Origin of the sequence: Brevibacterium sediminis, assembly GCF_024895295.1 — a bacterium.
GTDB classification, from domain to species: Bacteria; Actinomycetota; Actinomycetes; order Actinomycetales; family Brevibacteriaceae; genus Brevibacterium; species Brevibacterium sediminis.
This window is the reverse complement of record NZ_JAHQRN010000004.1, coordinates 1-26,297: the sequence shown is the minus strand read 5'-3', so window position 1 is coordinate 26,297 and position 26,297 is coordinate 1. Positions and strand designations below refer to the sequence as shown.

At 62.7% G+C, this 26,297-nt stretch carries 24 protein-coding genes; 16 read left to right on the top strand and 8 right to left on the bottom strand.

What is annotated here, in order from left to right; genetic code table 11:
* Nucleotides 1–141 precede the first annotated feature (141 nt).
* The 3 genes from KTJ89_RS10100 to KTJ89_RS10090 form a co-directional block, all read right to left on the bottom strand.
* Nucleotides 142–576, bottom strand: coding sequence for a DUF4190 domain-containing protein (locus KTJ89_RS10100; RefSeq protein WP_259357624.1), 435 nt, complete (start codon nucleotides 574–576; stop codon nucleotides 142–144).
* 192 nt (nucleotides 577–768) lie between these two features.
* Nucleotides 769–1,224 carry a DUF4190 domain-containing protein gene (locus tag KTJ89_RS10095; protein ID WP_259357623.1) on the bottom strand — a complete coding sequence of 152 codons (456 nt, stop codon included), beginning with the start codon at nucleotides 1,222–1,224 and terminating at the stop codon, nucleotides 769–771.
* A 364-nt stretch (nucleotides 1,225–1,588) separates the two neighbouring features.
* A complete protein-coding gene (locus KTJ89_RS10090) occupies nucleotides 1,589–2,260 on the bottom strand; it encodes a DUF4190 domain-containing protein (protein ID WP_259357622.1) in 672 nt (223 codons plus the stop codon).
* Between the two features lie 277 nt (nucleotides 2,261–2,537).
* Between KTJ89_RS10090 and KTJ89_RS10085 the strand changes: the two genes are divergently transcribed.
* The 7 genes from KTJ89_RS10085 (at nucleotide 2,538) to KTJ89_RS10055 (ending at nucleotide 12,185) form a co-directional block, all read left to right on the top strand.
* Nucleotides 2,538–4,421, top strand: a complete 1,884-nt coding sequence (locus KTJ89_RS10085; RefSeq protein WP_259357621.1) for a dolichyl-phosphate-mannose--protein mannosyltransferase — start codon at nucleotides 2,538–2,540, stop codon at nucleotides 4,419–4,421.
* 431 nt (nucleotides 4,422–4,852) lie between these two features.
* Nucleotides 4,853–6,307, top strand: a complete 1,455-nt coding sequence (locus tag KTJ89_RS10080) for an acylneuraminate cytidylyltransferase (protein ID WP_259357620.1) — start codon at nucleotides 4,853–4,855, stop codon at nucleotides 6,305–6,307.
* Nucleotides 6,304–7,191 carry an N-acetylneuraminate synthase family protein gene (locus KTJ89_RS10075; protein WP_259357619.1) on the top strand — a complete coding sequence of 296 codons (888 nt, stop codon included), beginning with the start codon at nucleotides 6,304–6,306 and terminating at the stop codon, nucleotides 7,189–7,191. The genes KTJ89_RS10080 and KTJ89_RS10075 overlap by 4 nt, the downstream gene beginning before the upstream one ends.
* Before the next feature lie 114 nt (nucleotides 7,192–7,305).
* Nucleotides 7,306–8,301: a glycosyltransferase family 2 protein gene (locus KTJ89_RS10070; RefSeq protein WP_259357618.1), complete on the top strand. Its 996-nt coding sequence runs from the start codon at nucleotides 7,306–7,308 to the stop codon at nucleotides 8,299–8,301.
* A complete protein-coding gene (locus KTJ89_RS10065) occupies nucleotides 8,298–9,758 on the top strand; it encodes a polysialyltransferase family glycosyltransferase (protein ID WP_259357617.1) in 1,461 nt (486 codons plus the stop codon). The genes KTJ89_RS10070 and KTJ89_RS10065 overlap by 4 nt, the downstream gene beginning before the upstream one ends.
* Nucleotides 9,755–10,756, top strand: a complete 1,002-nt coding sequence (locus tag KTJ89_RS10060; protein ID WP_062243292.1) for a polysialyltransferase family glycosyltransferase — start codon at nucleotides 9,755–9,757, stop codon at nucleotides 10,754–10,756. The genes KTJ89_RS10065 and KTJ89_RS10060 overlap by 4 nt, the downstream gene beginning before the upstream one ends.
* The gene (locus tag KTJ89_RS10055) at nucleotides 10,743–12,185 is read left to right on the top strand and encodes a DUF6716 putative glycosyltransferase (protein ID WP_259357616.1); all 1,443 of its coding nucleotides are present in this window, start codon (nucleotides 10,743–10,745) and stop codon (nucleotides 12,183–12,185) included. The genes KTJ89_RS10060 and KTJ89_RS10055 overlap by 14 nt, the downstream gene beginning before the upstream one ends.
* Before the next feature lie 120 nt (nucleotides 12,186–12,305).
* Here KTJ89_RS10055 and KTJ89_RS10050 read toward each other — a convergent pair whose 3' ends face one another.
* The gene (locus KTJ89_RS10050) at nucleotides 12,306–13,085 is read right to left on the bottom strand and encodes a TetR/AcrR family transcriptional regulator (protein WP_181272506.1); all 780 of its coding nucleotides are present in this window, start codon (nucleotides 13,083–13,085) and stop codon (nucleotides 12,306–12,308) included.
* Between the two features lie 77 nt (nucleotides 13,086–13,162).
* On the opposite strand from KTJ89_RS10050, the gene KTJ89_RS10045 reads away from it, so the two are divergent.
* Together KTJ89_RS10045 and KTJ89_RS10040 are read left to right on the top strand one after the other, a co-directional pair.
* Nucleotides 13,163–14,131 (top strand): ATP-binding cassette domain-containing protein, encoded by a 969-nt coding sequence (locus tag KTJ89_RS10045; protein ID WP_259357615.1) that lies wholly within the window; start codon nucleotides 13,163–13,165, stop codon nucleotides 14,129–14,131.
* Nucleotides 14,128–14,910, top strand: a complete 783-nt coding sequence (locus KTJ89_RS10040) for an ABC transporter permease (RefSeq protein ID WP_181272504.1) — start codon at nucleotides 14,128–14,130, stop codon at nucleotides 14,908–14,910. Before KTJ89_RS10045 ends, KTJ89_RS10040 begins: the two co-directional genes overlap by 4 nt.
* A 79-nt stretch (nucleotides 14,911–14,989) precedes the next feature.
* Here KTJ89_RS10040 and KTJ89_RS10035 read toward each other — a convergent pair whose 3' ends face one another.
* The 3 genes from KTJ89_RS10035 to KTJ89_RS10025 are packed head-to-tail and all read right to left on the bottom strand — an operon-like array spanning nucleotide 14,990 to nucleotide 18,106.
* Nucleotides 14,990–15,502 (bottom strand): GtrA family protein, encoded by a 513-nt coding sequence (locus KTJ89_RS10035; protein ID WP_101543404.1) that lies wholly within the window; start codon nucleotides 15,500–15,502, stop codon nucleotides 14,990–14,992.
* A gap of 13 nt (nucleotides 15,503–15,515) precedes the next feature.
* Nucleotides 15,516–17,039, bottom strand: a complete 1,524-nt coding sequence (locus KTJ89_RS10030; protein ID WP_259357614.1) for a hypothetical protein — start codon at nucleotides 17,037–17,039, stop codon at nucleotides 15,516–15,518.
* Nucleotides 17,036–18,106: a glycosyltransferase gene (locus tag KTJ89_RS10025; protein WP_248283930.1), complete on the bottom strand. Its 1,071-nt coding sequence runs from the start codon at nucleotides 18,104–18,106 to the stop codon at nucleotides 17,036–17,038. The genes KTJ89_RS10030 and KTJ89_RS10025 overlap by 4 nt, the downstream gene beginning before the upstream one ends.
* A gap of 406 nt (nucleotides 18,107–18,512) precedes the next feature.
* Here KTJ89_RS10025 and KTJ89_RS10020 point away from each other — a divergent pair, with 406 nt between their 5' ends.
* From KTJ89_RS10020 to KTJ89_RS19370, 5 genes are all read left to right on the top strand, one after another.
* On the top strand, nucleotides 18,513–19,481 hold the full coding sequence (locus tag KTJ89_RS10020) for a methionine ABC transporter ATP-binding protein (RefSeq protein ID WP_259357613.1): 969 nt from the start codon (nucleotides 18,513–18,515) through the stop codon (nucleotides 19,479–19,481).
* Nucleotides 19,481–20,155 (top strand): methionine ABC transporter permease, encoded by a 675-nt coding sequence (locus KTJ89_RS10015; RefSeq protein WP_139468372.1) that lies wholly within the window; start codon nucleotides 19,481–19,483, stop codon nucleotides 20,153–20,155. Before KTJ89_RS10020 ends, KTJ89_RS10015 begins: the two co-directional genes overlap by 1 nt.
* Before the next feature lie 154 nt (nucleotides 20,156–20,309).
* The gene (locus KTJ89_RS10010) at nucleotides 20,310–21,146 is read left to right on the top strand and encodes a MetQ/NlpA family ABC transporter substrate-binding protein (RefSeq protein WP_139468371.1); all 837 of its coding nucleotides are present in this window, start codon (nucleotides 20,310–20,312) and stop codon (nucleotides 21,144–21,146) included.
* A 555-nt stretch (nucleotides 21,147–21,701) separates the two neighbouring features.
* A complete protein-coding gene (locus tag KTJ89_RS10005; protein ID WP_259357612.1) occupies nucleotides 21,702–23,003 on the top strand; it encodes an AAA family ATPase in 1,302 nt (433 codons plus the stop codon).
* Nucleotides 23,004–23,012: 9 nt separating this feature from the next.
* Nucleotides 23,013–23,750: an RloB family protein gene (locus KTJ89_RS19370; RefSeq protein WP_374990267.1), complete on the top strand. Its 738-nt coding sequence runs from the start codon at nucleotides 23,013–23,015 to the stop codon at nucleotides 23,748–23,750.
* 256 nt (nucleotides 23,751–24,006) lie between these two features.
* On the opposite strand, the gene KTJ89_RS10000 is transcribed toward KTJ89_RS19370, so the two are convergent.
* Entirely contained in the window at nucleotides 24,007–24,792 is a 786-nt protein-coding gene (locus KTJ89_RS10000) for an SDR family NAD(P)-dependent oxidoreductase (protein WP_259357611.1), read from the bottom strand.
* Nucleotides 24,793–24,894: 102 nt separating this feature from the next.
* On the opposite strand from KTJ89_RS10000, the gene KTJ89_RS09995 reads away from it, so the two are divergent.
* Both KTJ89_RS09995 and KTJ89_RS09990 read left to right on the top strand, forming a co-directional pair.
* Complete coding sequence (locus KTJ89_RS09995; RefSeq protein WP_259357610.1) at nucleotides 24,895–25,413, top strand: MarR family winged helix-turn-helix transcriptional regulator; 519 nt, start codon at nucleotides 24,895–24,897, stop codon at nucleotides 25,411–25,413.
* A 99-nt stretch (nucleotides 25,414–25,512) separates the two neighbouring features.
* A complete protein-coding gene (locus tag KTJ89_RS09990; protein ID WP_259357609.1) occupies nucleotides 25,513–26,289 on the top strand; it encodes an NAD(P)-binding domain-containing protein in 777 nt (258 codons plus the stop codon).
* Nucleotides 26,290–26,297: the final 8 nt, after the last annotated feature.

The window sequence follows — 26,297 nt, the reverse complement described above, 5'->3', positions numbered from 1 at the left end:
GGTTGTCGTCGGCTCCGTGGCCGGCCGCCTCGGAGGGGTTGTCGTCGGCTCCGTGGCCGGCCGCCTCGGTGGGGTTGTCGTCGTCACCGAACCCAAGATCCGTATCTGCACCCTGGCCGGACGACGCGAAGGAGTCTGAACTCAACTGGTCGAACCCGCGCCGACCATTGCCGCGCCGAAGATGAGGACGAATACCCCGACGTAGAGGACCCAGAAGAGGATCCAGAGGATGGTGCCGATGTAACCGACCCACAGGGCCGCGATGGCCATGCCGTCGCCGCGTTCTCCGCGTTCGCGGATCTGCTTGCGGGCGATGTGGCCCATGATGATGCCGGCGATGCCGCCGATGAAGACGGACGAGATGACGCCGAAGATCGAGGCGCACATGCCGACGATGGCCAGCACGTTCGTCGGTGGCAGCTGCTGGTACACGTAGCCGGGTCCGCCGGCGTACTGTGCATTGGCCGCGTAGGCGCTGTTCTGGCTGTAGGACTGTGCACTGTATGAGCCGCCCGCGTTCGATTGGGGCTGCTGGTAGTACATGTCCGGGTTGTTCCAGTTGTTCTGGCTGCTCATAGCGAAGTCTCCTTGTGGTTGCCTTCAACGGTACAGAGTCGTCGGTGGCGGCAAAAGGCGGGGCGGTTACAGGTCAGTCACAGTTGGCGGGGTGGGCACCTTGCGATGTGATGCCGGGGCGGGCGCGTGTGTCGGACGTTGAGGCCGTGCGCCAGATCGTTTGCCGGGGCTGGCTTCCCGGAATCCCGAGCCTCAGCTGACGGTTGCGTTTCCGGCCGCGATCGAGGCGCCGATGACGAGCGCGATGACGCCGAAGTAGAGCAGCCAGAACACGATCCAGAAGAGCACGCTCAGGTAGCTCAGCCACAGTCCAGCCACGGCCATTCCGTTGCCGCGCTCTCCGCGGGCCTTGATCTGCGAACGGGCGATGTGTCCGAAGATGATGCCGACGAAGCCGAGGAAGAAAAACGATGAGATGAACGAGATGAGGCCGAGCACCAGCGCGACGATCGACGAGGAGTTCGTCGGCGCCACCTGCTGGTAGACGACGACCGGTGCTCGGTTTCCGTACGTCACGGGGGCCTGGACCAAGGCATGAGGGTGGGCCGGAGTATGAACCGGTGCGGGCGTGTGGACTGCGACGGGGGCGTGGACCGAACCCTTCGATCCGGTGTAGGTGTTCCCGAGAGGCAGTACGCGAGTGTTCATGTCCGTTCCGTTCCGCTGGCTGTCGTTGATCTTTGAATCTGCTCGGGGCCGTCCTCGACGGGTGTCCCGATGTCTGAGATCAACGCTACCTACGTGCAGCGAGCGCGGCGGCCGAATCGTGTTGCAGTCCTGCACCACAGGTTGCAGGTTCCCCTCGCCGAGGCGGCCCGACCGTCCCGTACCCGCGTGGCCTTGGGGCGCCCGCAAGGCGCCGGGCAGGCGAAGTCGGGGACGTGCAGAGCGGCCCGACCGTACGAATCGAGCGTGACCTCGGCACCCGTCCGAAGCCATCCGGAGCAGCGCCGAGGTCACGCGGGGCGGCGCCGAGGTCACGCGGGGCGGCGCCGAGGTCATGCGGGGCTGCTCAGTAGCTGCTCATCATGCCCAAGAAGCCGATGCCCAGGATGCCGATCATGACGATCGCCATGATGAGCCCCAGGGCGATGGTCACGTATCCGATGATGAGCCCGGCGATCGCCTGTCCGCGGCCTTCTTCGCCTGTGCGCTTGATCTGGCCGAGGCCGATGTGGCCGAAGATGACGGCGAGCACCGGTGCGATCCACAGGAACATCGCGATGATGCTGAAGATGATGCCGATGACCGGGATCATCGAGAGCAGACCGCAGACGAATCCGCCGCCGATACCGGCGATGCCCATCCACATCGACCACACGGCCATCTTGTTGGGTGCGGGCCGGACGAAGACCGGCTGCGCGCCGTAGGTCATCGGCTGGCTGTAGGCATCGTAGGCGCCCGGCTGGCTGTAGGCACCGTAGGCGTTCGGCTGGCTGTATCCGCCTGACTGTCCGTACGCGTTCTGCTGACCGTAGGCGCCGGACTGTCCATAGGAGTTCTGCTGCCCATACGGCTGTCCCTGCGAATACTGCCCGGCAACGGACCCATACTGTCCGTCACCGGATCCGTACTGGCCCGACTGTCCCTGACCGTACTGCGGCTGGGACCCATAGTTGTTGTTGAACTGCTGCGAGCCGACCTGGGGAGGATCGCTCGGGCGGTAGTTGGGGTTGTTCGACACGTTGTGCACCATTCGCTCTGACTCCGGCTGTCTCCCACTACTCTAGTGATGCACGGTGGCGAATGCCCAAGAATCCTGCTCAAGGTGCCGAACCTCATGCCGGTCTCCCCCTCCCGACCTACGCCAGCCACACCCGGCACGCCCTCACTCCCCGACCTACGCCCGCCCGACACTCCCCTTCGACCCCACCTCGTCGGCCCGATCATTCCCAATGCCCCGCCCTTCCCTGCGGGTCGCATGAGAGCCCTGCCCGCCGAGATCTCTAAACTGGACTCCGATGACACACACCGCAGACTCCCCGGCCCCCACCAGGCGCATCGCCCGCGAGCGCCTGGCGAGGAAACGCGAAAAGGTGCGTTCCGGCGCCGCTGCGATGCGCCGCGAAACCTTCCACGCCGGCATGTGGGCCACCCGAGCACCGCTGTGGATGTGGCCGGCCCTGCTCGTCATCACCGGAATCGGTGCGGCCCTGCGACTCTTCCGCCTCGACTTCCCACACCGCCTGATCTTCGACGAGACCTACTACGTCAAGGACGGCTATTCGGTCTTCAACTTCGGCTACGAACGCTCCTGGCCCGAGAACGCCGACGATTCCTTCAACGCCGGCGATCCCAGCGTCATCGAGCCCACCCCCGAATACGTCGTCCACCCGCCGCTGGGCAAATGGCTCATCGGGTGGGGCATCGACCTTTTCGGCGCCGACGATTCGTTCGGCTGGCGCTTCACCGTGGCGATCATCGGCACCCTGACGATCTTCCTCCTCGGCGTCATCGCCTGGAAGCTCTTCCGTTCGGCGTTCTTCGCCTGCGTCGCCGCCGGCCTGCTCGCCATCGACGGCGAGCACTTCGTCCACTCCCGCACGAGCCTGCTCGACATCGTGCTCATGGCCTTCGTTCTCCTCGCCTTCTTCTTCATCCTCCTCGACCGCGAGCAGGTGACGAAGCGTCTGGCCGCTTGGACCCAGCGCACCGCGGTGATCGACAGCTCCGCTCCGTCCCGCACACTGCAGAATCCAGATCCCCTCCCCGAGGCGGCCGCTTCCTCCTCATCCGACCCCGATGAGGTCCCCCGAACCTTCCCGACCGAACTCAGCGAGTCGATCACTTCCGCCGCCCCACTCCCCGAGGCGGCCCCGCCCACCGCGGAAGCCCGACGTCGGCATCGGACGAAGTCCAGGGACGTGATCAACTTCGGGCCCCGCCTCGGCGCGCGGCCTTGGATCTTCGCAGCAGGGATCAGTCTCGGCCTGGCTACGGGGGTGAAATGGTCGGGTCTGTATGCGCTGGCGGCGTTCGGGATTCTGCTCGTCCTGTGGGATGTGCATTCGCGGTATCGGGCCGGGGTCGTGCATCCGTGGCTGGGCATGTTCATCCGCGACAGCATTCCCTCGTTCTTCAAGCTCGTGCCGATCGCACTCGTGACCTATGTGGCGTGCTGGACCGGGTGGATCCGTTCGGATGACGCGTGGGACCGACAGTGGGCTGCGGAGAATTTCGGCTGGTGGCGTGCGTTGCCGGAGTGGTTGGATTGGCTGCCGTCGCTGGCGCACTATCACTACACGGCGTACTCGTTCCATGTCGGGCTGGACTCGGAGCATCCGTACATGTCGAACCCGTGGGGTTGGATCGTGCAGTGGCGCCCGACGTCGTTCTACTACGAGTCCTACGACCGGGGCGATATGGGGTGCACGGTCGCGAAGTGCTCCTCGGCGATCACCTCGGTGGGCAACCCTGTGATCTGGGGCTTGGCCGCCTTGGCTGTGCTCGTCTGCCTCATCGTGTGGATCATCCGCCGGGACGTCCGCCCCGCCGTCATCCTCGCCGGGCTGGCAGCGACCTGGCTGCCATGGTTCGCTTACCAGGAGCGGACGATCTTCACCTTCTACACCATCGTCATGGTGCCCTTCGTCGTGCTGGCCGTGACGTACTATCTGACCCTCGTCTGGGGTCGGGTTCCGGTTCGTGGGCTAGCGTCGCCAGGGCCGTCGACGAAGCAGCGTTTCGCGCGGATCTCCGCGGCGCTGTTCGCCAGGCGACTGAGCGTCGGGCTCATCCTCGTCGCAGCGATCCTCGCCTTCGCCTACTTCTGGCCCGTCTACACCGGTGAGGTCATCCCGTTCTCGGCCTGGAACGACCGCATGTGGAACATCACCTGGCGCTGATCGGCTGACGTTGGCGTGCACCCACGCACCGCACTGGCTCCGTCGAATCACGCCGCCGGCAGCTTCGCGCCGTGCGTCATCGACTTTTGTCCCATTCGTCATCGACTTTTGATCAGATACTCATGTTCGAACCGGATTATTCGTCCAAAAGTCGATGAGACGTTTTCGCGCACCTACCCAAAAGTCGATGAGACTCCCACCGGCTCTGCCCACTCAGCACCCACCGCCCGCGGGCACAGGGGCCGGCTTGAACGTCGCCGCACGGCCCCGCCCGCGGCCCACCGGCACATCCGTCACGGGTTCGCCATCGAAGGGTCGCCTCGGCGACATGGCGTGTTCACCTTGAGGTAACACCCCGTCGTTAGCGTCGAATCATTGTGAATGACCAATCGACGACCTACGAGCCCAACGCAACCGAGTTTCAGTCGGAAATGAAGCCGGATGCGCGCACCACCGCGGCCGCGAACCAGGCGGCAGAAAGCACCACCGCATCAACCAGCACCACCTCCCCCACTCCCCACCGCACCGTCGCGATCATCCCCGCGCGCGGAGGATCCAAGGGCATCCCGCTGAAGAACCTGCAGAAGGTCGCCGGAATCTCCCTGCTTGCCCGCGCCATCAATGCCGCCCAGGCCAGCCCCAGCATCGACCGCGTGATCGTCTCGACCGACCACGACGGAATCGCAGCCGAAGCCCTGCGCGCCGGCGCCGAGGTGGCCCACCGCCCCGCCGAGATAGCCGGCGACACCGCCACCAGCGAATCCGCTCTCATCCACACACTGTCGACCCTCGATGAGGACTTCGACATCACCGTGTTCATGCAGTGCACCTCCCCCTTCATCGACTCCGCCTCGATCGAGAACGCCGTGCGCACGGTCCGTGACGACGACGCCGATGTCGTCTTCTCCGCCGTCGAAGACCATTCCTTCCTGTGGCGCCTCGACGACGACACCCAGGCCGTGGCCGTCGGGCACGAAGCCAGCTTCCGGCCGCGCCGCCAGGACCGCGCCAAGCACTTCAACGAAACCGGCGCGTTCTACGTCATGCGCACCTCCGGCCTCATCGAGCACGAGCACCGCTTCTTCGGCCGCATCGGCATCGAAGAGGTCCCGCCCGAGCACGCCCGCGAGATCGACGACATGTCCGACCTCACCCTCGTCCGCGCCATCGCCTCGACGCAGGAGACCGCGCAGGTCATCGACGTCGACGCCCTCGTCACCGACTTCGACGGCGTCCACACCGACGACGGCGCCTACGTCGACGAGGACGGAAACGAACAGGTCCGCGTCCACCGCGGCGACGGCATGGGCATCTCCCGACTCGTGAAGTCCGGCGTGCCCGTGATGATCCTGTCGAAGGAACGCAACCCCGTCGTGACCCGCCGTGCGGAGAAGCTGCGCGTCGACGTTGCCCAGGGCATCGACAACAAGGCCAGCATCCTCGACGCATGGATCACCGCCAACGACCTCGACCCGGCCCGCGTCGCCTACGTCGGCAACGACATCAACGATCTCGAGGCCTTCGACGTCGTCGGCTGGCCCATCGCCGTCGCCGACGCCCACCCGCGCGTCCTCGCCGCCGCCCGCGTCATCCTCGACAGGCCAGGCGGACGGGGTGCGGTGCGTGAGGTCTGTGACCTCATTCCCATCCCCGCCGAGGCGGCCGAACCCCTGCCGAATCCGACCCTGACCTCACTGCGGTCGCCCACCGGACACCCATCGACCTTGGCAGGGCACCAGTCAGGACGCCCGGCCGGCCACCAGTCGGCGGCCCTGTCCGGCCACGCGTCCGCCTTCCCCGACCAGCAACCATCCGTCCCGCGGCACCAGCCGCAGTTCACCAACCGCGCGGAGATTTCGCGTGCCAACCGAAAGCAGGTTTCATGACTGATCAACTCGCCCCTGTGGCTATCGGAGAGCACCTCGTCGGCCCGAACCAGCCCGTGTACATGATCGGTGAGATCGGCATCAACCACAACGGCGACGTCGACATCGCCAAGCAGCTCATGGATGTCGCCGTCACCGCCGGTGCGCAGGCAGTGAAGTTCCAGAAGCGCAACCCCGAGGTGGCCGTTCCCGAACACCAGAAGTCGAAGATGCGCTCGACCCCGTGGGGCGAGATGACCTACATCGACTACAAGCACCGCGTCGAGTTCGGCATCGACGAATACTCCGAGATCGACCGCTACGCCAAGGAAGTCGGACTCCAGTGGTTCGCGTCCCCGTGGGACACCGACTCCGTCGACTTCCTCGAGAACGAGTTCGATGCCCTGACCTACAAGGTGGCCTCGGCCTCGCTGACGGACTTCGAGCTGCTGCGCGCGATCGCCGCCACCGGCAAGCCGGTTCTGTGCTCCTCGGGCATGTCCGATTGGGAGACCCTGGACAAGGCCGTCGAGGTCTTCGACCGCGACAAGCTCGTGCTCATGCACGCCACCTCGACCTACCCGCTGCCGCCCGAAGAGGTCAACCTCAAGGCCGTCCCGGCCATGCGCGAACGCTACGGTGTTCCCGTCGGCTACTCCGGCCACGAGCTCGGCCTCGAGATCTCGTTCGCCGCAGCCGCACTGGGTGCTGTGACCATCGAACGCCACATCACCCTCGACTCCTCCATGTGGGGATCCGACCAGTCCGCGTCGATGGAACCGCGCGAATTCGCCTCCCTCGTCAAGGGCGTCCGCGTCCTCGAAACCGCATTCGGCGACGGAGTCAAGCGCGTCATGCCGGGCGAGGAATCGAAGATCGATTCCCTGCGCAAGGTCACGGCCTGAGCAATCGGCTGAGCCACCTCGGCGAGGATTTTCTGCGCCGAGGTGGCTCTTCCATGTCCGAACCACTGATCTTCTGGTGGACCAACCCATGACCGCAATCTTCGGAGAAGGCCCGTGACCGATTTCGACCTGAGCATCATCATTCCCGCAAAAGATGGTGCCCCCTACCTGAGCACGCTGTTCCGTTCGCTGAGGCAGCAGGGCCCCGTCTGGGACCGCACTCAGCTGATCTTCGTCAATGACGGATCAAGTGATGAGACGCCGGAGCTGCTCGATGAGTTCAGCACTTGGTTCCCTCATTTCGAGGTCCTCACCAACCCGGAGGCGACGGGACTTGCCAATGCCCGAAACAAGGGCCTGGCATCTGCCCGGGGAGAGCACATCATCTTCCTCGATGGGGACGACTGGTTGGCCCCGGGGCATCTGTCTTCGATGCTTGCCGCAGCACATAGGCTCGGAGTCGATTTCATCCGCTGTGACCATACGACGGTCGAGGGGACCAAGCGGGTGCGCAAACTCGCGCCGATGTCGGTCCGAGACGTGCCATTGGATCCCAAGGTGGGGATCCTGCCCGTCTACGAATCGACGATGGTCGACTATCCGTTCGCCTGGGCCGGCATCTTCCACCGGCGAGTGCTCGAACAGGGGATCCTCCATTTCCCGGAGAACTTCATGACTGCCGAAGACCGGTCCTGGATCTGGCGACTGCACCTGCAGGCCGAGTCCTTCGCCGTCGTCGATGCTCCAGGGATCCTCTATCGAAGAGGGATGGCGGGCTCTCTGTCGCGCATCGTCGACATTCGACAGCTGGATTTCATCCGCGCATTCGGACAGATCTTCGATCTCGTCGCTGCCGAGCCGGACGCCGACCGACTGTGGCCGAAGGCGATCCGCAACTGGTTGGCAATCCTCGACCATCAGATCAGTCGTTTCGCAGCGTCGCCGGCGTCCCTGCGAAACCAGTTGCGAAGGGGTGCACGAACGATTTCGGCGAAGATTCCGCCAGAGTATCTGCGTGAGGAATTCGTTCTGCAGAAACAGGGACGACAGCTCAACGTCAGCAGCTACCTCAATGACGCACCTTCGTTAATGCTGGAGATGGTGAAGTGAAACAGATCTTTCTGGCCTCGACCCTGTTCGAACTCGTCTGCTTGGCGGCAGGAATCGATGGCGGTGACTACGACCGGCCGGCGGCTCCGGCGCTGATGGGAACCGATGGATTCGCGCCCGAGGACACCCCGGCTCCGACCGAACGGATCCTGCTGGTCAGCAACAACGCCGTGGTCATGGAGCTCTCGGAATCCTTCGTCGATTCGCCGGGAGCCGCCTCGTTGATCGCCCGGTTCGATCGGGTCGTCAACCTCAATGAGGCGCTCGCGCCTCTGCACGTCCATCCTTCGTCATGGCGGCCCGATCATACGGATCTGCCGGTCGTGGAATCGTATCTGCGTGGCCGGTGGGGGTTGGACGATACCGACGAGATCGAACTCGTAATCGAATCACCCCAGGTCAACCCGGCCATTGCGCTTGGCCGAGTGTTCTCCCGCGCGACGATCAGGGTACATGCCGACGGACTGATGAGCTTCGGCCCGACCCGCAATCAGATTCCGCTGACGAACGGTCAGCGGATGTCCGTGCTGCATTACTTGCCACTGGTGCCGGGAATCTCGCCGAAGCTGCTCCGCGAGTTCGGAATCGTCCACCGCCCATTGGGTGTCGAGTCGTTCACCGGTGTGGTGCGCGAGCTCGGCGAGCATTCGGCCGAAGCGCTGGAGGACGAACTGGGAGGGGTTCTCAGCGCCGCGCCGTCGAGCAATCGTCCGTGGGCACTAGTCGTCGGCCAGTATCTGTCGGCGCTCGGACTCATCACTTCTGAGGAAGAGACGCAGCTGCACATCGACATGATCGAAGCCGCCGCTGCGCGCGGAATGGAAGTCGTGGTGTTCAAACCGCACCCGGCCGCTCCTCCCTCGCAGACAGGACCACTGTTCGAGGCGGCACAGAGACTCGGGATCACTCTGCAGCTTTTCGACCTGCCCGTCATGGCCGAGGTCATCATCGATCGTCTGGCTCCCGACCTCATTGTCGGCGGGTTCTCCACCGCACTGATGACTGCTCGCCAGATCTATCAGGTACCTGCCCTGGCTGTGGGTACGGATCTGCTGCTCGAAGCCATCGCTCCTTATCAGAACAGCAATCGCATCCCATTGACGATCATCTCCGAGATCTGCGACGGCAGCGCCCCGGACAAGACCGACGCGCATCCGCAGCTGGGGCGTCTGCTCGCAGCCGTCACCTACTGCATGGCACCGACGCTGTCGCACGATCTGCGTGACGCGGCAACTGACTTCCTCACAGAGGTCTTCGAGGTCAGCACAGGCCGCGGCGGGTCAGCCGACCGATTCAGTCGCTATTTCAAGCGCCGACGCCTCACCGCGCTCGCTCTGCCGGGCAGCACGTCGAAGGCGTTTGCTCCGAAGCGGATGATCAAACGATCGGGAACGCTCGTGATCAAAGCGGTGGCAAGAAAACAACAACGCATCATGAAACGGATCCAACAGCGGTGACACCGAAGAAGAAGCGCCGGAGCGCCGTCGCTTTCGTCGAATCCCCACTGCAGTTCCTTTCGGCGCTCGAATCACATGAGCCGACGGAGGATCTGCTCATTCGGGCCCGGGCAAGCGCGAAAGGCATGACGTCCTTCCTCGATGCCTTCGATCCGGCCTGGCTGCCGAAGAATGTCCGCCTCGAGCGAGATGGGGCGAAACCGGGAGTGTTGCGGAAGACGAACTTCGACCGGATCTACCTCGGCGATGCCTGCTCCGGTCAGGTGCACAGAGCCTTGGCGCTGGCATACCTGGAACGTCGTCTGCCGGAGGTCGTCATTCTCGATGACGGTCTGGCCACGTACTCTGCGATCGAGATCCTCACCGCCAAGCGCGGTCCCCTCGTCCGTCCCCGGCAGAAGCTCAAAGCTTCGCGCACGGTCATGGCCGCTCACGTCGCCGACCGGCTTCGCCACCTCGCCACTGTGGGCAAGCTGCGCTGGCACACGGCGCTGCCGGTGGCGAAACCGCTGCGCAAGGCTTTCCTCAAATCAGGCGGTGAGATCACTCGCCACCGGTTCGAACATCTCCAGACTCTGCCCACCGGCGGCAGCCACCCCCGGGACAATCCGGTCATCGGTTCGTCCCTGGCCGCCGACGGTCTCATCGATGCCTTTGCCTACCGGGCGTGGGTCGATGACATCATCGACACTCACGGATCGATCACCTACTATCCGCACCGCCGTGAGACCGAGGAATTCCTCGCCGATCTCGCCCAGGACGAGCGCGTCAGGATCAAACATCTCGGCCTGCCCATCGAGCTGCGGCTGATCAACCTGCCGCCGGACTCGACGATCCGCAGCCTGCCGTCGACAGCGGCGGTGTCCCTGGCCGTACTCAATCCGGATGTGACCATCGATGTCACCGAGATCCCCGCGAAGTGGTGGACCGGCGCCTCACCCGATAGTCTGCGAAAGTCCCTCAACGCCCAGTCAGTCAAGGCAGATGACGATTCCTGAACCAGGCGATCCCCACTACAGCGGGCCGATCATGCCGCCGTCGCTCTCCGACGCCCCGCCTCGGCCCTCGCATCTGACCGAGCGCACTCGCGCGGACGGTCAGTCGTCGCAGTCGAACTTCCCGGACGGTCCTGTGCTCCCGCCTCGGCGATCGGCCGGGCTTGCGCCCATCCGCATCCTCTCGATTTCCGACAGTGAGTCGTATCTCAAGTGGGCGACCCAGCTGCTGTCGTCCCTGCCCGACGTGGAGGGACGCGTGTTCCTCGTCGACAATCCGATTCTGCCGACAGATGAGCAGATCGCCAGCGCCGTCGCCGGCACCGACTGGGAACACCGAGAGGTCCCCGTCATCGCGCGGGCCGACCTCGCGCAGGTCATCGCCGATCACTCCCCCGATATCGTCCTCGGTGCCGCCACCGGCCCGATCGTCGCCCAGGTCTTCCTCACCGCGCACACCCGCGCTGACCGTCCGGCCCTGATCTCGGGGCTGCCCGGAATGGGTCTGCCTGCCAGCGGCAAGGGGATGAACTATCGCCGTCTGATGGATGCGTTCATCGCCCATTCCTCCGCCGAGGTTGCCGCTTACACCGAGGCGAGTGCCCGGTCGCAGGTGCCCTGCGAAGTTCTGTTGGCGCGCCTGCCGATGCTGCGTTCGGAGGGCATACCGCAGCTCGCGGCACCTGCGGAACCCCTCGCCGAGGCGACCCCACCATCCGACGCCACCGCGCCGTCCTCGGCGGGTGCCGCACGAACCGTTGCCCCTGCGGCCCCACGGACTCTGCTCTTCGCCCCGCAGGCGAAGGTTCCTGCCGAGCGAGCCGACCGTGAGGCGATCATCGCGGCACTGGCCGAGTTCGCCGACCGGCACCCGGATTCGACGGCGGTCATCAAGATGCGGTCGCGTCCCGGTGAGTTCGAAACCCATCACGAACAGCACTCCTACTTCGAGATCCTCGACGACTTCCGCACCCGCAGAGTGCCTGGAGCGAAGCGCATCGAGCTCGGATATGGTCCTCTCAGCGATTTCCTCACCGACGGCTCGGCACTGATCACGGTGTCCTCGACTGCGGCACTCGAATCCATCGATCGGGGCATTCCGACCCTGCTCATCTCGGACTTCGGCTTCAACGCCGAGCTGCTCAACGAGGTCTTCGCAGACTCCGGTGCCACCGGCACATTGGCCGAAGTCGCCGCCGGATCAATCGGATTCCCTGACCCGGAATGGCTGACCGAGAACTACTTCCACGCGCAAGACGGACAGCTGCGCCGAGATCTGGGGCTGTTGGCCACCCGAGCACGGGCCGGTCAACTGCCGAACCGTCGGTCGGCACTGCTCAAGCAGAAGCGGATGCTCATCAGGGCCGAACTGCGCACCGTCACCCCCGCACCGATCATCGCCGCCTACCGCAGGCTCCGCTACGCCCGCTGAACTGGTCCGCTGGCATCTACACTCCCCGAGAATAGGTCACCATCGGACATTTCGCCCGCCGCCCGCCGGAAACTGTCCGTTTGCGACCATGATTTCGCATTGGCCGACCATTCTTCTCACCTACGCCGGCGCCGAGAGGCGTGCCTCCACGCCGGCGATGATCGTCTCGACACCGAACTCATAGACCGCTCTGTGGCTGGTCACTGCCTGGTAGGCCTCGCCCACGGCTGAGCCCACTCTCCCGGAGACGGGATATCCCTCGTCGGGCATGACCTGTTCGAGGAACGGGGCGTTGGCGTTCCACCAATCCACATCGCTGACGCCGGAGTCGTCGGCAAGCTTCTGTGCATTGATGCTGTTCGAGGCGCTGGCCGAAGCGTGCGACTCGACGAGTGCGACGGTGTGGTCCATCGCAATGTCGTCGAGGCCGATCCCTTCGAGCGCCCCGAGCTCCCACTCATAGCGGGCGGAGGTATGGGGGCCGATCCAGGGTCTGTGCGACTGGGCAGCGACCAACCACGGGTGGCGGTGGTACTCGTCCCACAACAGGTCGGAGATCATGCGCAGTCGCTCCCCTACACCCTCGGGGAGTTCCGGCAGAGCGGTTCGGCCGATCACCTCGTCGACCATGAGTCCGATCAACCCCGACCGGTGCGGAACGTAGCTGTAGAGCGACATGACAGAGACTCCGACCGCCTCGGCGACCTTGCGCATCGACAGCGCCTCGAGCCCTTCGGCGTCGGCGAGAGCGACACCGGCCGCAATGATCTCGTCGACGCTGAGCTTGCGGCGCGGTCCACGTCTGCCGGGCGCGACTTCGAGGTGCTCGCGCCACAGCAGGCGGAGCACGACGTCCACGGACTCGGGATCGAATCCCGAACCATCTGATTTCGAATCCATGCTTGCAGTCTACTCCGTGCGGTGTACACTGTTTCAGTCTACCTTAATTCGTACACTGTACATAGTTAGGATTGCAGATGCGTGAAGCAATGGAGAAGGACCGCGGTCGCCCAGCAGTGCGGGCGACCGGGCTGGTCAAGAACTATGACACTGTCCGGGCCCTCGACGAGCTGGAGATCGAGATTCAGGCCGGCACGATCCACGGGCTCCTCGGACCCAATGGAGCAGGGAAGTCAACGCTGGTGAGTGCGCTGAGCACCCTCATCACCCTCGAAGCGGGAACGGCGGAGGTCGCCGGCCTCAATGTCAGTGCTGACCCGGGTCAGGTGCGGCGACGGATCGGTCTCGTCGGCCAGTCCGCGGCGCTCGATGAGATTCTCAGCGGGCGTCAGAATCTCGTCATGTTTGCACAGCTCTTCGGCCTGTCGCGTCGCGATGCGGCGAGGCGTGCTGATGAGCTGCTGGCAGGCTTCGGCCTTGCCGAGGCAGGCGAGCGCCCGGCGAGCACCTATTCCGGTGGGATGCGCAGGCGGCTCGACATCGCGGTGGGAATGATCCTCGATCCACAGGTCCTCTTCCTCGATGAACCGACGACCGGGCTCGACCCGCGAGGTCGCATCGACGTCTGGAATTCGGTCACCGCGACCGCCGAGCGGGGCACGACGGTGCTGCTGACCACCCAGTACCTCGAGGAAGCCGATGCTCTCGCCGACCGCATCTCGATCATGAAGTCCGGGCGCATCATCGCCGAAGGAACCCCTACCGCACTCAAACGAGCCCGCGGCGGGGACCGGATCGAGGTGACGGGGGCGACAGCGTCTGAGGCTCGGGCGATCCGAACGGCCCTAGTCTCCACGGACGGTCCGGAGATCGCACTGGACGAGGACACAGGCGTCGTGACCTGCCCTGCCGCCGGCGGTGCCGGAGATCTCAGCGCCGTCGTTCGTCGGCTCGATGCCGCCGGAATCGTCGCAGACGACATCGTTCTGCGCAGACCCACCCTGGACGAGGTATTCCTCGCCCTGACCGAGAAGGAGGACGCATGAGCATCGTTCGAGAGGGCCTGATCCTCAGCAGAAGAGACCTCGCCCATTGGGGCCGCCAACCCTGGACGCCGATCTTCAATCTGCTCTTCACCATCATGCTGCTGCTGGTCTTCGCCTTCATCTTCGGCGGTTCGATCGAACTGCCGGGAGGCGGCGACTACATCCACTTCCTGTTGCCGGGGATGATGACTCTGGCGATGATGTTCGGCGTGGAAACGACCATGACGACTATGGCCAATGATGCCAAGAAGGGAATCACCGACCGGTTCAGGTCGATGCCGATCAGCGATGCCTCGGTCTCATTGGGCCGGGCCGGTGCCGACATGGTCAGCTCCACTGTCGAGATCGTCATCCTCCTCATCGGCGGATTGCTCCTGGGATGGCGGGCGACGAACTCCCCACTGGCCGGGCTGCTGGCGGTGGTCCTCCTCCTGTGGCTGCGGTTCGCCGTTCTGTGGATCGGGATCTACCTCGGACTCACCGTCGGCAAGCACGAAGGAGCGACAGTTCTCGTGCAGGTGCTGGTGTGGCCGATCGGCTTCCTGTCCAACGTCTTCGCCGCCCCCGAGTTCATGCCGAACTGGCTGGGCGCGGTCGCGTCGTGGAATCCTATATCGGCCACAGCGACGGCAGTGCGCGAGCTCTTCGGCAATCCCACTGGGGTCACCGGCGGGTGGCTCGATGACTACAGCCTGCTTGCCGCAGTCGCCTGGCCGCTGGTCATCACCGCAGTCTTCGTGCCGCTCTCGGCCCATGCCTACCGGAGATTGAGGAAGTAGGTCGCCGGCCAGAGGGACAGCTGGCCAGAGGGACAGCCGGGGCCCTGCAGGGCCGGGTCGATGACCGCGCCCGCCGCGTTCAACCCCGGTCGTCGGGGACCCGGCTCGATTCCTCCATGGGAACGACCACCTCGGTGTCGGGGGCCTGGTCCTTGAATACCCAAGTGCGGTAGGCGTAGAAGCGGAAGATCATCGCCAGTCCGATGCCGATGACATTCGTCGAGATGTTGTAGGTGAGCTGGTCGCGCATATCGAGCAGGTACCAGGTCACGCCGAGCGGGATGACGGTGATGATCATGCCGACGAGGTTGACCGCGACGAACAGGACGATGCCGCGCATGTTCGAGTTCGTGGTCCGGTCGCCGTAGGTCCAGAGCTTATTGCCCATCCACACGACGATCATCGACAGAATAGTCGAGATGATCTTCGATTTGATCGGACTGCCCTCGAGGAGGGCGGGGATCGGACCGAACCCGTAGGCCAGAAGGTTCGACAGGCCGACGTCGACGATATAGCCGAGCCCGCCGACGGTGAGGAACTTGAAGGCTTCCACCGCCAGGCGCCGGAGACGGTCCGAGAATGACTCTTTCATAACTGCACTCAGTCTATGGCCCGATGTTTCGGACTCGCTGGATGCGGCGCTGGGCGAGCCAGAGGACGAACGCGAAGGTGACGGCGAGCGCCGGCCAGAACGTGTACCGGAAATGGTTCGCCGGCACGATCGGGAAGTACCCGAAGATGTAGCACAGCGCCGAGGCGGCCAGGACCGTGATCTCGGACCAGAAGGACCGCGGCCGGTGGGCAGACGCGTTCAGTTCGCGACGGGTGCGGCTGTGCGATCGGTACCCGAGACCGAGCAGCAGAACGGCGACGAGGGCCCAGAACCAGGGTTTGAAGAGCATCGGGAAAGTTCCCAGCGCGAAGTCCTCGACATATGGTCGGACGATGTAGTCAGCCTTTGCGCTTCCTGCGGGCAAGCGTGCCTTCTGCGCATCGCCGTCCCAGTCGGCTTCCCAGTATTCGAGCTTCGAGGTGAAGAAGTAGGAGGAGTAGACCGATATCCGATATTCGATGTAGCTGACCGGATGAGTGACGACTTCGCTCAACCACAGCGACTTCAGCTCATCCTGGTAGGCAATGGGACTGAATGCCTTCCCAGTCGTGCCTCTGCCGTAGCAGTTCCAGTAGGCGTCCCAGATCTCGCCTCTCTTCAGGCATTTGTCGCGCGCAGAACTGATGTGGTCTTTGAGCGCTCTGGGTGCGTCAGACGACTGCAGTCGAGATTCCGGCACTGAGAACATCACGTCGTCGAGGAAGATCTGTGAGATCTGGCCGGTCTTCGTCACTCCCATCTGCGAGTCGATGACCGCGTCGGTGACTTTGACGCCTCCGCCGATGAGTCCGAGCACGATCAGCGACGAAACCGCCGTCAGCAGAAAAGGGCGTCCTTTCTTCGCGGAGTCTGCTGTCGGCTCTGAAGTCTCCGGTGACGCGGAGCCCGCAGACGTGGCAGAGTCTCCAGGTCGCCCTCGACGATGGCGCCACAGATGCACCAGGCACCACCCGCCGTACACGGCGATCGGGACGACCGCGAACACCGCATTCTTGCGCACCCCCACCCCGTAGACGAGGAGGGCCAGCGCCGGAAGCCACAGCAGCCATGTCTTCGGGACCAAGCGGGTGATCATGATGAGGACGACGGCGAGCAGGATGGCCACGGCCATCTGCGAATCCTTCCACAGCGTCGTCATCTGGGAGACGACCCAGGGCGCGACCATGATGGTCGGGCCCAAGAGCGACACCCACCTCGGCGCCCCAGATCGGTGGACGAACACCCCGATCCCCCATGCGGCCGCGGCGAGCAGGCCGACCTGCAGCAGGAGCAGACTGCCCGGGTCTCCGGTGATGTCGATGAGAATTCTCCACACCGCGCTCATCACCGGCGCATGCCAATCGGAGTACGGGATCTTTCCGGTTGCCTGCAAGTACTGATTGGCGATATCGACGTTGACCCGACCGGGCCAGAACAGGCGCAGGAAGATAAACGACCATGCGACGGTGAAGAGAGCAAGCAGCAGGTCCCATGCCAACGGGGACGTCAGCCATCTGCGAATAGCAGAACGACTCATGAAGCGAAGCGTGCCCGCACCTGCCGGCTCGGCTTCATCCGTGCTGCGTCGGCAAAGATCTCTGCCTCCGGGGCTGAAAACTCTCGGTCCGCGGGAGCAGTCTGCTGCGGCGTCTGACGCTGCGTGACGGGTCGACCGGTCACCGCGGGCAAGCTGAGATAGACCAGGCGGGAAGTCTCGCGGCGAGCCCTGCGCAGACCGTCCAAGGTCAGGCCGACGCTGCCGAGCAGGAACGCCAGCCCCATGAGCGCGGTGGCAAGAATCGCAGTCGGGAACCTCGGCACGAGCCCGGTCTGCCAGAACTCCCACACCACGGGCAGACCGAAGACCAGCGACAGGGCGGCGAGCACGACCGTCAGCGTGCCGTAGAACAGGCGGGGTCGTTCGTGGCGGACGAGAGCGGAGATGAGCCCGAGGATGCGGAACCCGTCCTTGAAGGTCGAGAGTTTCGACTCGCTTCCGTCGGGTCGGTCACGGAAGTCGACGGCCACCTCGGTGGTGGGAAGGCGCAGCGACATCGTGTGCACGGTCAGCTCGGTCTCGATCTCGAACCGGCGGCTGATCGCGGGGAACGACTTGACGAAACGGCGGGAGAAGACGCGGTAGCCCGAGAGCATATCGGACACCTGCGAACCGAAGAGCCACCCGGTCAGCCGGTTGAACATCTTGTTCCCGGCTTCGTGGCCGGGACGGTAGGACGTGGTCTCCTGATTGTCCTGGCGAACACCGAGCACGTGGTCGTAAGGGCCGGAGATCAGGGTGTCGATCATCTCGGGCAGGTGGGCCGCCTCGTAGGTATCGTCGCCGTCGATCATCACGTAGATATCGGCATCGATGTCGGCGAAGGCGCGGCGGACGACATTGCCCTTGCCGGGGACGTTCTCCTTGCGCACGATGGCACCGGCTTCGGCAGCTCGCTGCGAGGTGCGATCGCTCGAGCAGTTGTCATAGACGTAGACCGTGATGCCCGGGACGGCGGCCTTGAGGTCGCCGACGACCTTGGCGACGGTGATCTCCTCGTTGTGGCAGGGAACGATCGCCGCGATCCTGCTCGATTCTTCGTACATTCACCGGTCCCGTCGTGGAGCTCGTCCGCCTGCCGGCACACCGGGCAAGCGAACCTGTCGATCAACCACAGGTACGCCCCGGATATGGACATCGGGTTACGTCGGAGGAAAATGCTGCTGGATTCTGCCCCGACTTCGACCGCCGTTCACCGTCTCGTCATCTCTGCCGCCGTGGCGGTCGAGATCAGTTGACACCGAAGAGAGCAACAAAGCCCTTCCCCGCCCCAGTGAGTTCTTCGTCACGATGGGTCGCCAATGCGTCCTTTTATGACATCTCCTGACGCCGCCGAAGCGATTCCTTGTCATCCTGAATCGTCGGCCCTACTGGACCGTAGACCGACCCATCCCCAAATCTCTGCCGTCCACCACCGTGCGCGGCATTCGTCAACCACACGAGGAGGCGCCTGTGATCGAACTGCGCGCACTGCGGAAGGTGTTCGGAGAGACCGTCGCCCTGGAGGAGATCGACCTCTCGGTCCCCGCCGGAGAGATCCACGGCATCGTCGGCCGCTCCGGCGCCGGCAAGTCCACGCTCATCCGCTGCCTGACGGGGCTAGAGTCCCCCACCTCCGGGACGGTGTCGATCAACGGCGTCGACCTCACGAACCAGTCCGGTGCCGGACTGCGCGAGGCCCGTCGCAGCATCGGCATGGTGTTCCAGCACGTCAACCTCCTCGACTCGAGCACCGCGCTGAAGAACGTGGCCCACCCGCTCAAGATCGCCGGCGTGCCGAAGGCCGAACGCCTGGCCAAGGCCCGTGAGCTCCTCGAATTCGTCGGCCTCGGCGACCGCGTCGACAACTATCCGGCTCAGCTCTCGGGAGGACAGAAGCAGCGCGTCGGCATCGCCCGAGCACTGGCCGCAGAGCCGAAGGTGCTGCTGTGCGATGAGCCCACCTCGGCGCTGGATTCGACGACGACGGATCAGATCCTCAGCCTCATCCGCTCGCTGCGCGACCGTCTGGGCATCACCGTCCTCATCATCACCCACGAGATGTCCGTCATCCGCGAGATCTGCGACTCCGTGACGCTGCTCTCCGACGGGCGCGTGGCCAAGACCGGGAAACTCGCCGAGGTCATCGCCGAGCCCGGATCGGTCCTGGCCAAGGATCTCGTCCCTCTGCCTCCGGTCAGCCTCGACGACGGGGCGAGCCGCCTCGTCGAGGTGTCCCTGGCCGGCACCGACTTGCCCACCGTGCTCACCGCCGCGCGAAATGCCGGAGCGAGCGCCGAGGCGATCCTCGCCGGAGCCGTGGAGACGATCGAAGGCCGCCAGGTCGGTCGGCTGCGCTTCTCCGTCGACTCGGCCGAACAGGCGAAAGAGCTGATCAGCGCCCTGAAAGCCGATGGAATCTATGCGGAGGAGGCTGCCTGATGAACGATCCCACATGGTTCGACAACCCGGCGATCACCGATCAGATGTGGCCGGCCACCATCGAGACTCTGCTCATGACGGCCTGGTCGACCGGACTCGCCGTCCTCTTCGGACTGCCCTTGGGAATCTGGCTGTTCACCGCGTCGAAGGGCGGGCTGAACTCGAACCCGGTCGTCTACCGGGTGCTGTCCTTCATCGTCGACATCACGCGCTCAATCCCCTTCATCATCCTCATCATCGCCCTCATCCCCTTCGCCCGATTCGTCGTCGGCTCGGCGCTGGGCTGGCAGGCGACCGTGGTGTCACTGACGATCGGCGCGATCCCCTTCTATGCCCGTCTGGTCGAGAACTCGCTGCGCGAGGTCTCCGAAGGCAAGATCGAAGCCGCACTGATGATGGGCGCCTCGAACGGCCAGGTGATCCGTCAGGTCTACGTTCCCGAGGCTCTGCCCGGTCTCATAGGAGCAGCCACGGTCACCTCGGTGACGCTGGTGTCCTATACCGCGATGGCCGGTGCCGTGGGCGGCGGCGGTCTGGGTGCGCTGGCGATCTCCTACGGCTATCAGCGCTACCAGGCGGACACAATGATCGCCTGCATCATCGTTCTCGTCCTGGTCGTCACGATCATCCAGTTCATCGGCGATCGGCTGGCCCGCACGGTCGACCACCGGTGAGCCGCCTCGGCGGCGTCGATCACGTCCGGCGCGGCGACGGAACTCCGAGTTAAGTGTGCTCAGATTGTCCGAATCGGCGACGAATCCGGCAATCTGCGCACACTTAACGGCCACCACTGCTCATCCCTTTGCACAACACACATCAAGGAGAATCATGAAGACCAAGCTCATTGCGATCGCGGCCAGCGCGACTCTGCTGCTCTCGGGCTGCGGACTCGTCGGCGGCGGCACCGACTCCGTCGGTGAGAAGGACGGCGACATCACGAAGCTCACCGTGGGTGCGACCCCGGTGCCGCAGGGCGACATCCTGCGCTACGTGGATGAGAACCTCGCCGAGGATGCCGGCCTCGACATCGAGGTCACCGAGTACACGGACTACACGCTGCCGAACAAGGCGCTCAACGACGGCGACATCGACGCGAACTACTTCCAGCACAAGCCGTACCTCGACTCCGAGGTCGAAGGCCAGGGCTACGAGATCACCGGCTTCGAGCCGATCAACCTCGAGCCCTTCGCGCTGTTCTCGAAGGACATCAAGGACGTCAAGGACATCCCGAAGAACGCCAAGATCGGCATCAACAACGATCCGTCGAACCAGGGTCGCGCGCTGAAGATGCTCGAAGACGCGAAGCTCATCACCCTCAAGGACGGCGTGGACGCGGTCGACGCGAAGCTCTCCGACGTCGAGGACAACCCGAAGAACGTGAAGTTCGTCGAGGCCGACGCCGCGCAGCTGGCTCGCACCCTCGAAGACGTCGATGCTTCGGTCATCAACGGCAACAACGCCCTGGAAGCCGGTCTGAGCCCGGCCAAGGACGGCATCCTGCTGGAGAAGGCCGAGGACAACCCATACGGCAACTTCCTCGCCGTGCGTACGGAGAACAAGGACGACGAGAACATCAAGAAGCTCGACGAGCTGCTCCACTCCCCCGAGGTGAAGAAGTTCATCGAGAAGAAGTGGGCCGACGGCTCCGTCCTCCCCAGCTTCTGACAACTAATTGCTACCTGACGGCGGCCCAGCAACCTCGCGCGAGGTTGCTGGGCCGCCGTCAGGTTGTTGAGGAACGGTATCTAGCGCGTTGAGGATCTTATAGGCCCGGCGCGTTAGATACCCTTTGAGCTTGCGTCTGGTTCCTTTCGACGACTTCTTCGTCGGACCTTGACCTTGACGACGGCCACAGTCGGATATGGTCCTTCCTCCCGGACCATCCGGTTCGTGGTCACCACGTGTATATCCCGATTCAACTGACAATCGCCACTGTCCAAAATCTTCTAGCACGAACACGGAAGCCAGCTCCAAGACGGCAGGGAACAGCGCCACACAGCGAAAGTCACGCAAGTGCCACTCTCTCAACCCGCAGCAAAAGAGGTCACTTTGAGGACTGCCAAGATACCGATTCGAGGTTGTCTATAGCTCCACCCCATTGAGATATCGGCAAGGCCTTTAAAGAAGCCCATCAGTCGACCCCACCGTCAGACATACCTCCCGAAACTGTCGATTCTGCAAGAATATTGCGGAAACCGGGTTTTCGAGTAGACTGACCACATGTTGATCTCGATAGCGGTCACGAACTTCCTTTCATTCAAACACCGTACGGAAATGTCGTTCGTACGCCCAAACAAAGCCCAAAAGAAGGCCCCGCAAGGCTGGCCGCATCCCGAGATAAGCACGGTCTCCGCGATTTATGGGGCAAACGCCTCCGGTAAGAGCAACTTGATCAGTGTATTCAACGTAATCTCTGAACTGTTTGGGGCCACGACTGACGAACCGCGTGTGCCTTCAAGATTTGCAGGAAGTGACCACGGCTCAGAGGACTCTGGCAGCACGTTTGAGGTCGAGTTCATAGCTGAACGTATCGAGTACAGATACACTGTGAAATTTGGAAACGGCCAAATCGATTTCGAATTGCTCGAAGCGTACTATTCCTCTCGAGCAACTCCACTATTCCGACGCACACCCGGCCCCGACGATACGATTGAAGTGAAGTTTTCGCCTAAGCTCACGGGACCTAAGAAGTCGGTCGTCGACCTTACCAACCCCAAACAGCTACTGCTCTCTCGATTCAATGAGCTGAAAAACAACCCGTTGCGCGCTCCCTACGAGGGCCTGGTGGAAAGCATTCACGTCATTGATGGGCATCACCTCACCAACGCTAGCGAGGGCTTGATCGCTCAAATAGACCACCTATCAGAGGAATCCCAAGAGCAAGCGAAGGAGTTCCTTCGCCAAGCCGATGTCGGAATCGAAGACGTACAGGTCGAAAAACGGTCCAAAGAAGAACTTAAATCATTGCGAGAAGCCATGTCCAAGTTCCTAGATGGCGATGACCTTGATGAGGCGGTCGAACGACAAAGCCATCGAGTTACGTTTGACCACCGCGGCGAAGAAGGATTGTTCTCACTGCCCCTCGGGGCAGAATCAACAGGAACGCGCGCAATGCTATGCTTTATCATGCTGGCAATACAAGCGTTGAAATCTGGCGCGACGCTTGTTATCGACGAGATTGATAGCAGCTTGCACCCTCTCCTATTGCGAGAGGCTATCGATCTCTTCAAGAACCCAACAACTAATCCTTCACAGGCGCAATTAGTTTACAGCACACACGACATTTCACTTCTAGACGAGGCGCCGCTACAAAATGCCCTACTGGATCCTGACCAGATCTGGTTCGTCGACAAAGATAATAGTGGAATTTCGTCGATCTATTCATTGGAGGATTTTGAAGGAATCCGTGCTGAAACCAACGTCTATCGGCGTTATCTTTTGGGACAATTCGGCGGAGTTCCAAACGTTGGTGAACTAGCGGGTGCTATTGTGAGTCGCGATAAGACAGATACTCCCTCGTGAGAGCCACCGATGACTAAACCAAGTGAACGGCCCCGTAAGTCCCGCTTCCGCAGCTCTGCAAGCAAAGCACGCAAGCGTAAGTTCATCGTGCTAGTCGAGGGAGAGACAACTGAAACCGCTTACTTAGACTTCGTGCAATCAACCGTCGCCAATCAGAACATCGAAATATCTGTACTAACTCCCGGTAGCGCCCGCTCGACCCTATTTTCTCACGCACGTAGCGAGCTCGAAACGCTGGCGAACGAAGGAAGGAAGCTTCTAAAAAGTGAGGGCCGTAAGGACAAAGCGGAGGATCTTTCTCAGGCGCTTCTTTCGAATGAAGTCGGGGAGGTCTGGATAGTATGCGATGTCGACGACGAAGCTGAGTCAATCAAACAGCTACGACCAGTTCCTGAACATCAGCGAACACACGACGATCTCGACGAAGCAGTTCCATACGTACGATGGGCAGTCAGTAATCCGTGCTTCGAAGTTTGGTTAATTTGGCATTTTGAAGACTATTCGAACCCAGGAGTACGTAGTATAGCGCAGAAAATCTGCAAAGATAGAAGAATTCTAAGTGGCGCCAATGGCAAAGTACTTGACCGGTCACGCTTAACACCGGAGAACACAGAGCTTGCGATCTCAAGGGCGAAACATATGCGAAAGAGACACTCGGAAATATCAACGTTCCCCAATGACGTACCGTCAAGTGATATGGACCTTCTCGTTGAGGCTCTGCAACGGTTGGAATCCTTGAAGAAATAGTGTTTTTGTTTGCGCGCACAATCCGCTCAGCTTTCGCTGGCTCAAACATTTGTATTCATTAACACGATACTGCATACCGCCGTCTAGATTGACAACAGTCAGCACTCACTGGTTAGTGCGTTTGCTTGCTAGTAGACACCCGACCCGCGCTCAGGTTCGCTGCCGTGCGCGAACCAATTTGACCGTCAATAAACGAAACGCGATGGTGAGGTCACGATCATGAGAATATTGCCTCATCCCGCTCTTCAACACCCCCTCACACCACAGTCGGCAGCACCCCTCCGTCCGCGCGCAGGGCTGCACCGTTCGTCGCCGAAGACAGCGGACTGGCCAGGTAAGCCACGAGGTGGGCGATCTCGCCGGGCTCGATAAAGCGCCGGATCAGTGAGGATTCCCGAATCAGTGAGTCTTTCAGGTCCGCGGCGGGCACAGACTGAGAGGCGGCGATCTGCTCGACCGTGGAGGCAACCCCGTCAGAATACGTCGGCCCGCCGAGCACGGTATTAACGGTCACCTCGGTGCCACGGGTGAATTTTGCCAGGCCGTTGCTCAACGCCAGCGCCGCGGCCTTCGTCACTCCATAGTGGATCATGTCCCCTGGCACATCGACAGCCGATTCCGTGCCGATGAAGACGATTCGTCCCCACCCGTTCTCGACCATCTGCGGGAGCAGCCGCCGGGAAAGGCGAACTGCTCCCATGAGATTGACTTCGAAGTAACGCAGCCACTCCGCGTCATCGATCTCGGTGAACACTGCCACGTCGAAGAGGCCGACATTGTTGATGAGCACGTCCACGTGGCCGAGCCGATCGAGCAGATCGTCGACCTGCCCGACGACGGCGAAGTCCGCCGCGATCCCCCTCGCCGAGGCGGTAGGATTCTGTTCGCGCAAACGCGCCAGAGCCGCGTCGACGCCTTTTTCGTGGCGGCCATTGATGATGACCGTCGCCCCTTCGTTCGCGCAAAGAGCGGCGATCGCAAAGCCGATTCCTTGCGTCGAGCCCGAGACGAAGACGGTTCTGCCCGCCAGTTGAAGATCCATGTGCTGTCTGCCTATCGTCCAGAATCCGCTTTTACTTGCCCAGGAAAGTCAATACTAGATTGATTGAATTTCCCAGGCAAGTAATAACTTAGACTGAGCTTTATGAACAATGCTGACAGTCATACCGCAGAACGAAGCCCTCAAGACTCCGATTCGTCCGCCTTCACAGCGGACGAACTCGAGACCTGGTCGTCGATCGCGACCTTGCTGGAGTGGCTTCCGGCCGCGCTCGAAGCGCAGATGCAACGCGATTCGCAGATCAGCCATTTCGAGTACGGGATCCTCTTCGCACTCTCCCGGGCTGAGGAAAGGACTTTGGCGATGACAGGACTCGCCGGCTTCGCCAACAGCACTCTCTCACGCCTGTCACGGGCAGTCGCACGACTCGAGCGCCGTGAGTGGGTGACTCGACGTCCGGACCCCGACGACGGACGCACGACGATTGCGTCCCTCACCGACTCCGGCCTCGCAGCCATGAGTGCGGCTACTCCGGACCACGTCGCCTTCGTGCGACGCGTGGTGTTTGATTCTCTGACCCCGGCCCAGGCCCGTGCACTCGGACAGACCAGTCGGCGCATCACCTCGACGATCAGGGACGAGGGCAGCTGGAGACCGCAGTAGGCGACGACACCTTGCTCCTCCGTTGACAAGATCCCCACCCGTGCCCCCGTACTTCAATGACACAATGCCCACAAGGACACACCATTCAAGGAGGAGCACATGACACGAATCGGTTTCATCGGAGTCGGAGAGATCGCCTCGGCGATGGTCGAAGGTCTTGCCGACAGTGAGGCGAAACCCGACTTCCAATTCTTCCTCTCCCCACGCAATGCAGAACGCGCGGCGAAACTCGCTGACTCAATCGAGTCCGCCACGGTCTGCCAGAGCAATCAGGACGTCATCGACCGCAGCGACCTCATCGTCCTCGCAGTCCTGCCGCAGCAGACCGACGCAGTCCTGAACGATCTCGACATTCCTGCCGAAAAGACCCTGGTCAGCGCCGTCGCTGGAATCTCAACGACCACGCTCGAAAACCGTCTTCCGCATTCCCCGACGATCGTGCGCGTCATCCCCCTGCCCGCCGTCCGCGAGCGCAAGGGAGTCACCGCCGTATACCCCGCCAATGACGCGGTCGAAGGGCTGTTGAGTCACCTCGGCGGATCAGTGACCGCAGCAGACGAGACGATGTTCTCCACGCTCTCAGCGGTGACGGCGACGATGTCGGCGCACTTCGCGTTCCTCCAGACGATCACCGCGTGGCTGGTCGACCGCGGCTGGGACCAGGCGGATGCCGATCACTTCATCCGCGGCCAGTTCGTCGGACTCGGCACCACTCTTGCGCAGACAGACGAGCCCATCGACAACCTGGTCGCAGCTCACGAGACCCCGGGCGGCCTTAACGAAATGCTCAATAACGAGTGGATGAACGAGGCCAACCGCAGCTCCCTGGCGTCAGCTCTCGACGCCGTGTTCGACCGCGTCACGAAGTCCGACTGACCCCCAGA

What these genes read in the sequence shown, in the direction of transcription:
- KTJ89_RS10040 (WP_181272504.1), top strand. Translation starts at nt 14,128, where the DNA reads ATGAGCATCGTTCGAGAGGGCCTGATCCTCAGCAGAAGAGACCTCGCC.
- KTJ89_RS10025 (WP_248283930.1), bottom strand. Translation starts at nt 18,106, where the DNA reads ATGTACGAAGAATCGAGCAGGATCGCGGCGATCGTTCCCTGCCACAAC.
- KTJ89_RS10035 (WP_101543404.1), bottom strand. Translation starts at nt 15,502, where the DNA reads ATGAAAGAGTCATTCTCGGACCGTCTCCGGCGCCTGGCGGTGGAAGCC.
- KTJ89_RS10100 (WP_259357624.1), bottom strand. Translation starts at nt 576, where the DNA reads ATGAGCAGCCAGAACAACTGGAACAACCCGGACATGTACTACCAGCAG.
- KTJ89_RS10045 (WP_259357615.1), top strand. Translation starts at nt 13,163, where the DNA reads ATGCGTGAAGCAATGGAGAAGGACCGCGGTCGCCCAGCAGTGCGGGCG.
- KTJ89_RS10055 (WP_259357616.1), top strand. Translation starts at nt 10,743, where the DNA reads ATGACGATTCCTGAACCAGGCGATCCCCACTACAGCGGGCCGATCATG.
- KTJ89_RS09995 (WP_259357610.1), top strand. Translation starts at nt 24,895, where the DNA reads ATGAACAATGCTGACAGTCATACCGCAGAACGAAGCCCTCAAGACTCC.
- KTJ89_RS10080 (WP_259357620.1), top strand. Translation starts at nt 4,853, where the DNA reads ATGAAGCCGGATGCGCGCACCACCGCGGCCGCGAACCAGGCGGCAGAA.
- KTJ89_RS09990 (WP_259357609.1), top strand. Translation starts at nt 25,513, where the DNA reads ATGACACGAATCGGTTTCATCGGAGTCGGAGAGATCGCCTCGGCGATG.
- KTJ89_RS10030 (WP_259357614.1), bottom strand. Translation starts at nt 17,039, where the DNA reads ATGAGTCGTTCTGCTATTCGCAGATGGCTGACGTCCCCGTTGGCATGG.
- KTJ89_RS10075 (WP_259357619.1), top strand. Translation starts at nt 6,304, where the DNA reads ATGACTGATCAACTCGCCCCTGTGGCTATCGGAGAGCACCTCGTCGGC.
- KTJ89_RS10010 (WP_139468371.1), top strand. Translation starts at nt 20,310, where the DNA reads ATGAAGACCAAGCTCATTGCGATCGCGGCCAGCGCGACTCTGCTGCTC.
- KTJ89_RS10005 (WP_259357612.1), top strand. Translation starts at nt 21,702, where the DNA reads ATGTTGATCTCGATAGCGGTCACGAACTTCCTTTCATTCAAACACCGT.
- KTJ89_RS19370 (WP_374990267.1), top strand. Translation starts at nt 23,013, where the DNA reads ATGACTAAACCAAGTGAACGGCCCCGTAAGTCCCGCTTCCGCAGCTCT.
- KTJ89_RS10000 (WP_259357611.1), bottom strand. Translation starts at nt 24,792, where the DNA reads ATGGATCTTCAACTGGCGGGCAGAACCGTCTTCGTCTCGGGCTCGACG.
- KTJ89_RS10015 (WP_139468372.1), top strand. Translation starts at nt 19,481, where the DNA reads ATGAACGATCCCACATGGTTCGACAACCCGGCGATCACCGATCAGATG.
- KTJ89_RS10095 (WP_259357623.1), bottom strand. Translation starts at nt 1,224, where the DNA reads ATGAACACTCGCGTACTGCCTCTCGGGAACACCTACACCGGATCGAAG.
- KTJ89_RS10050 (WP_181272506.1), bottom strand. Translation starts at nt 13,085, where the DNA reads ATGGATTCGAAATCAGATGGTTCGGGATTCGATCCCGAGTCCGTGGAC.
- KTJ89_RS10085 (WP_259357621.1), top strand. Translation starts at nt 2,538, where the DNA reads ATGACACACACCGCAGACTCCCCGGCCCCCACCAGGCGCATCGCCCGC.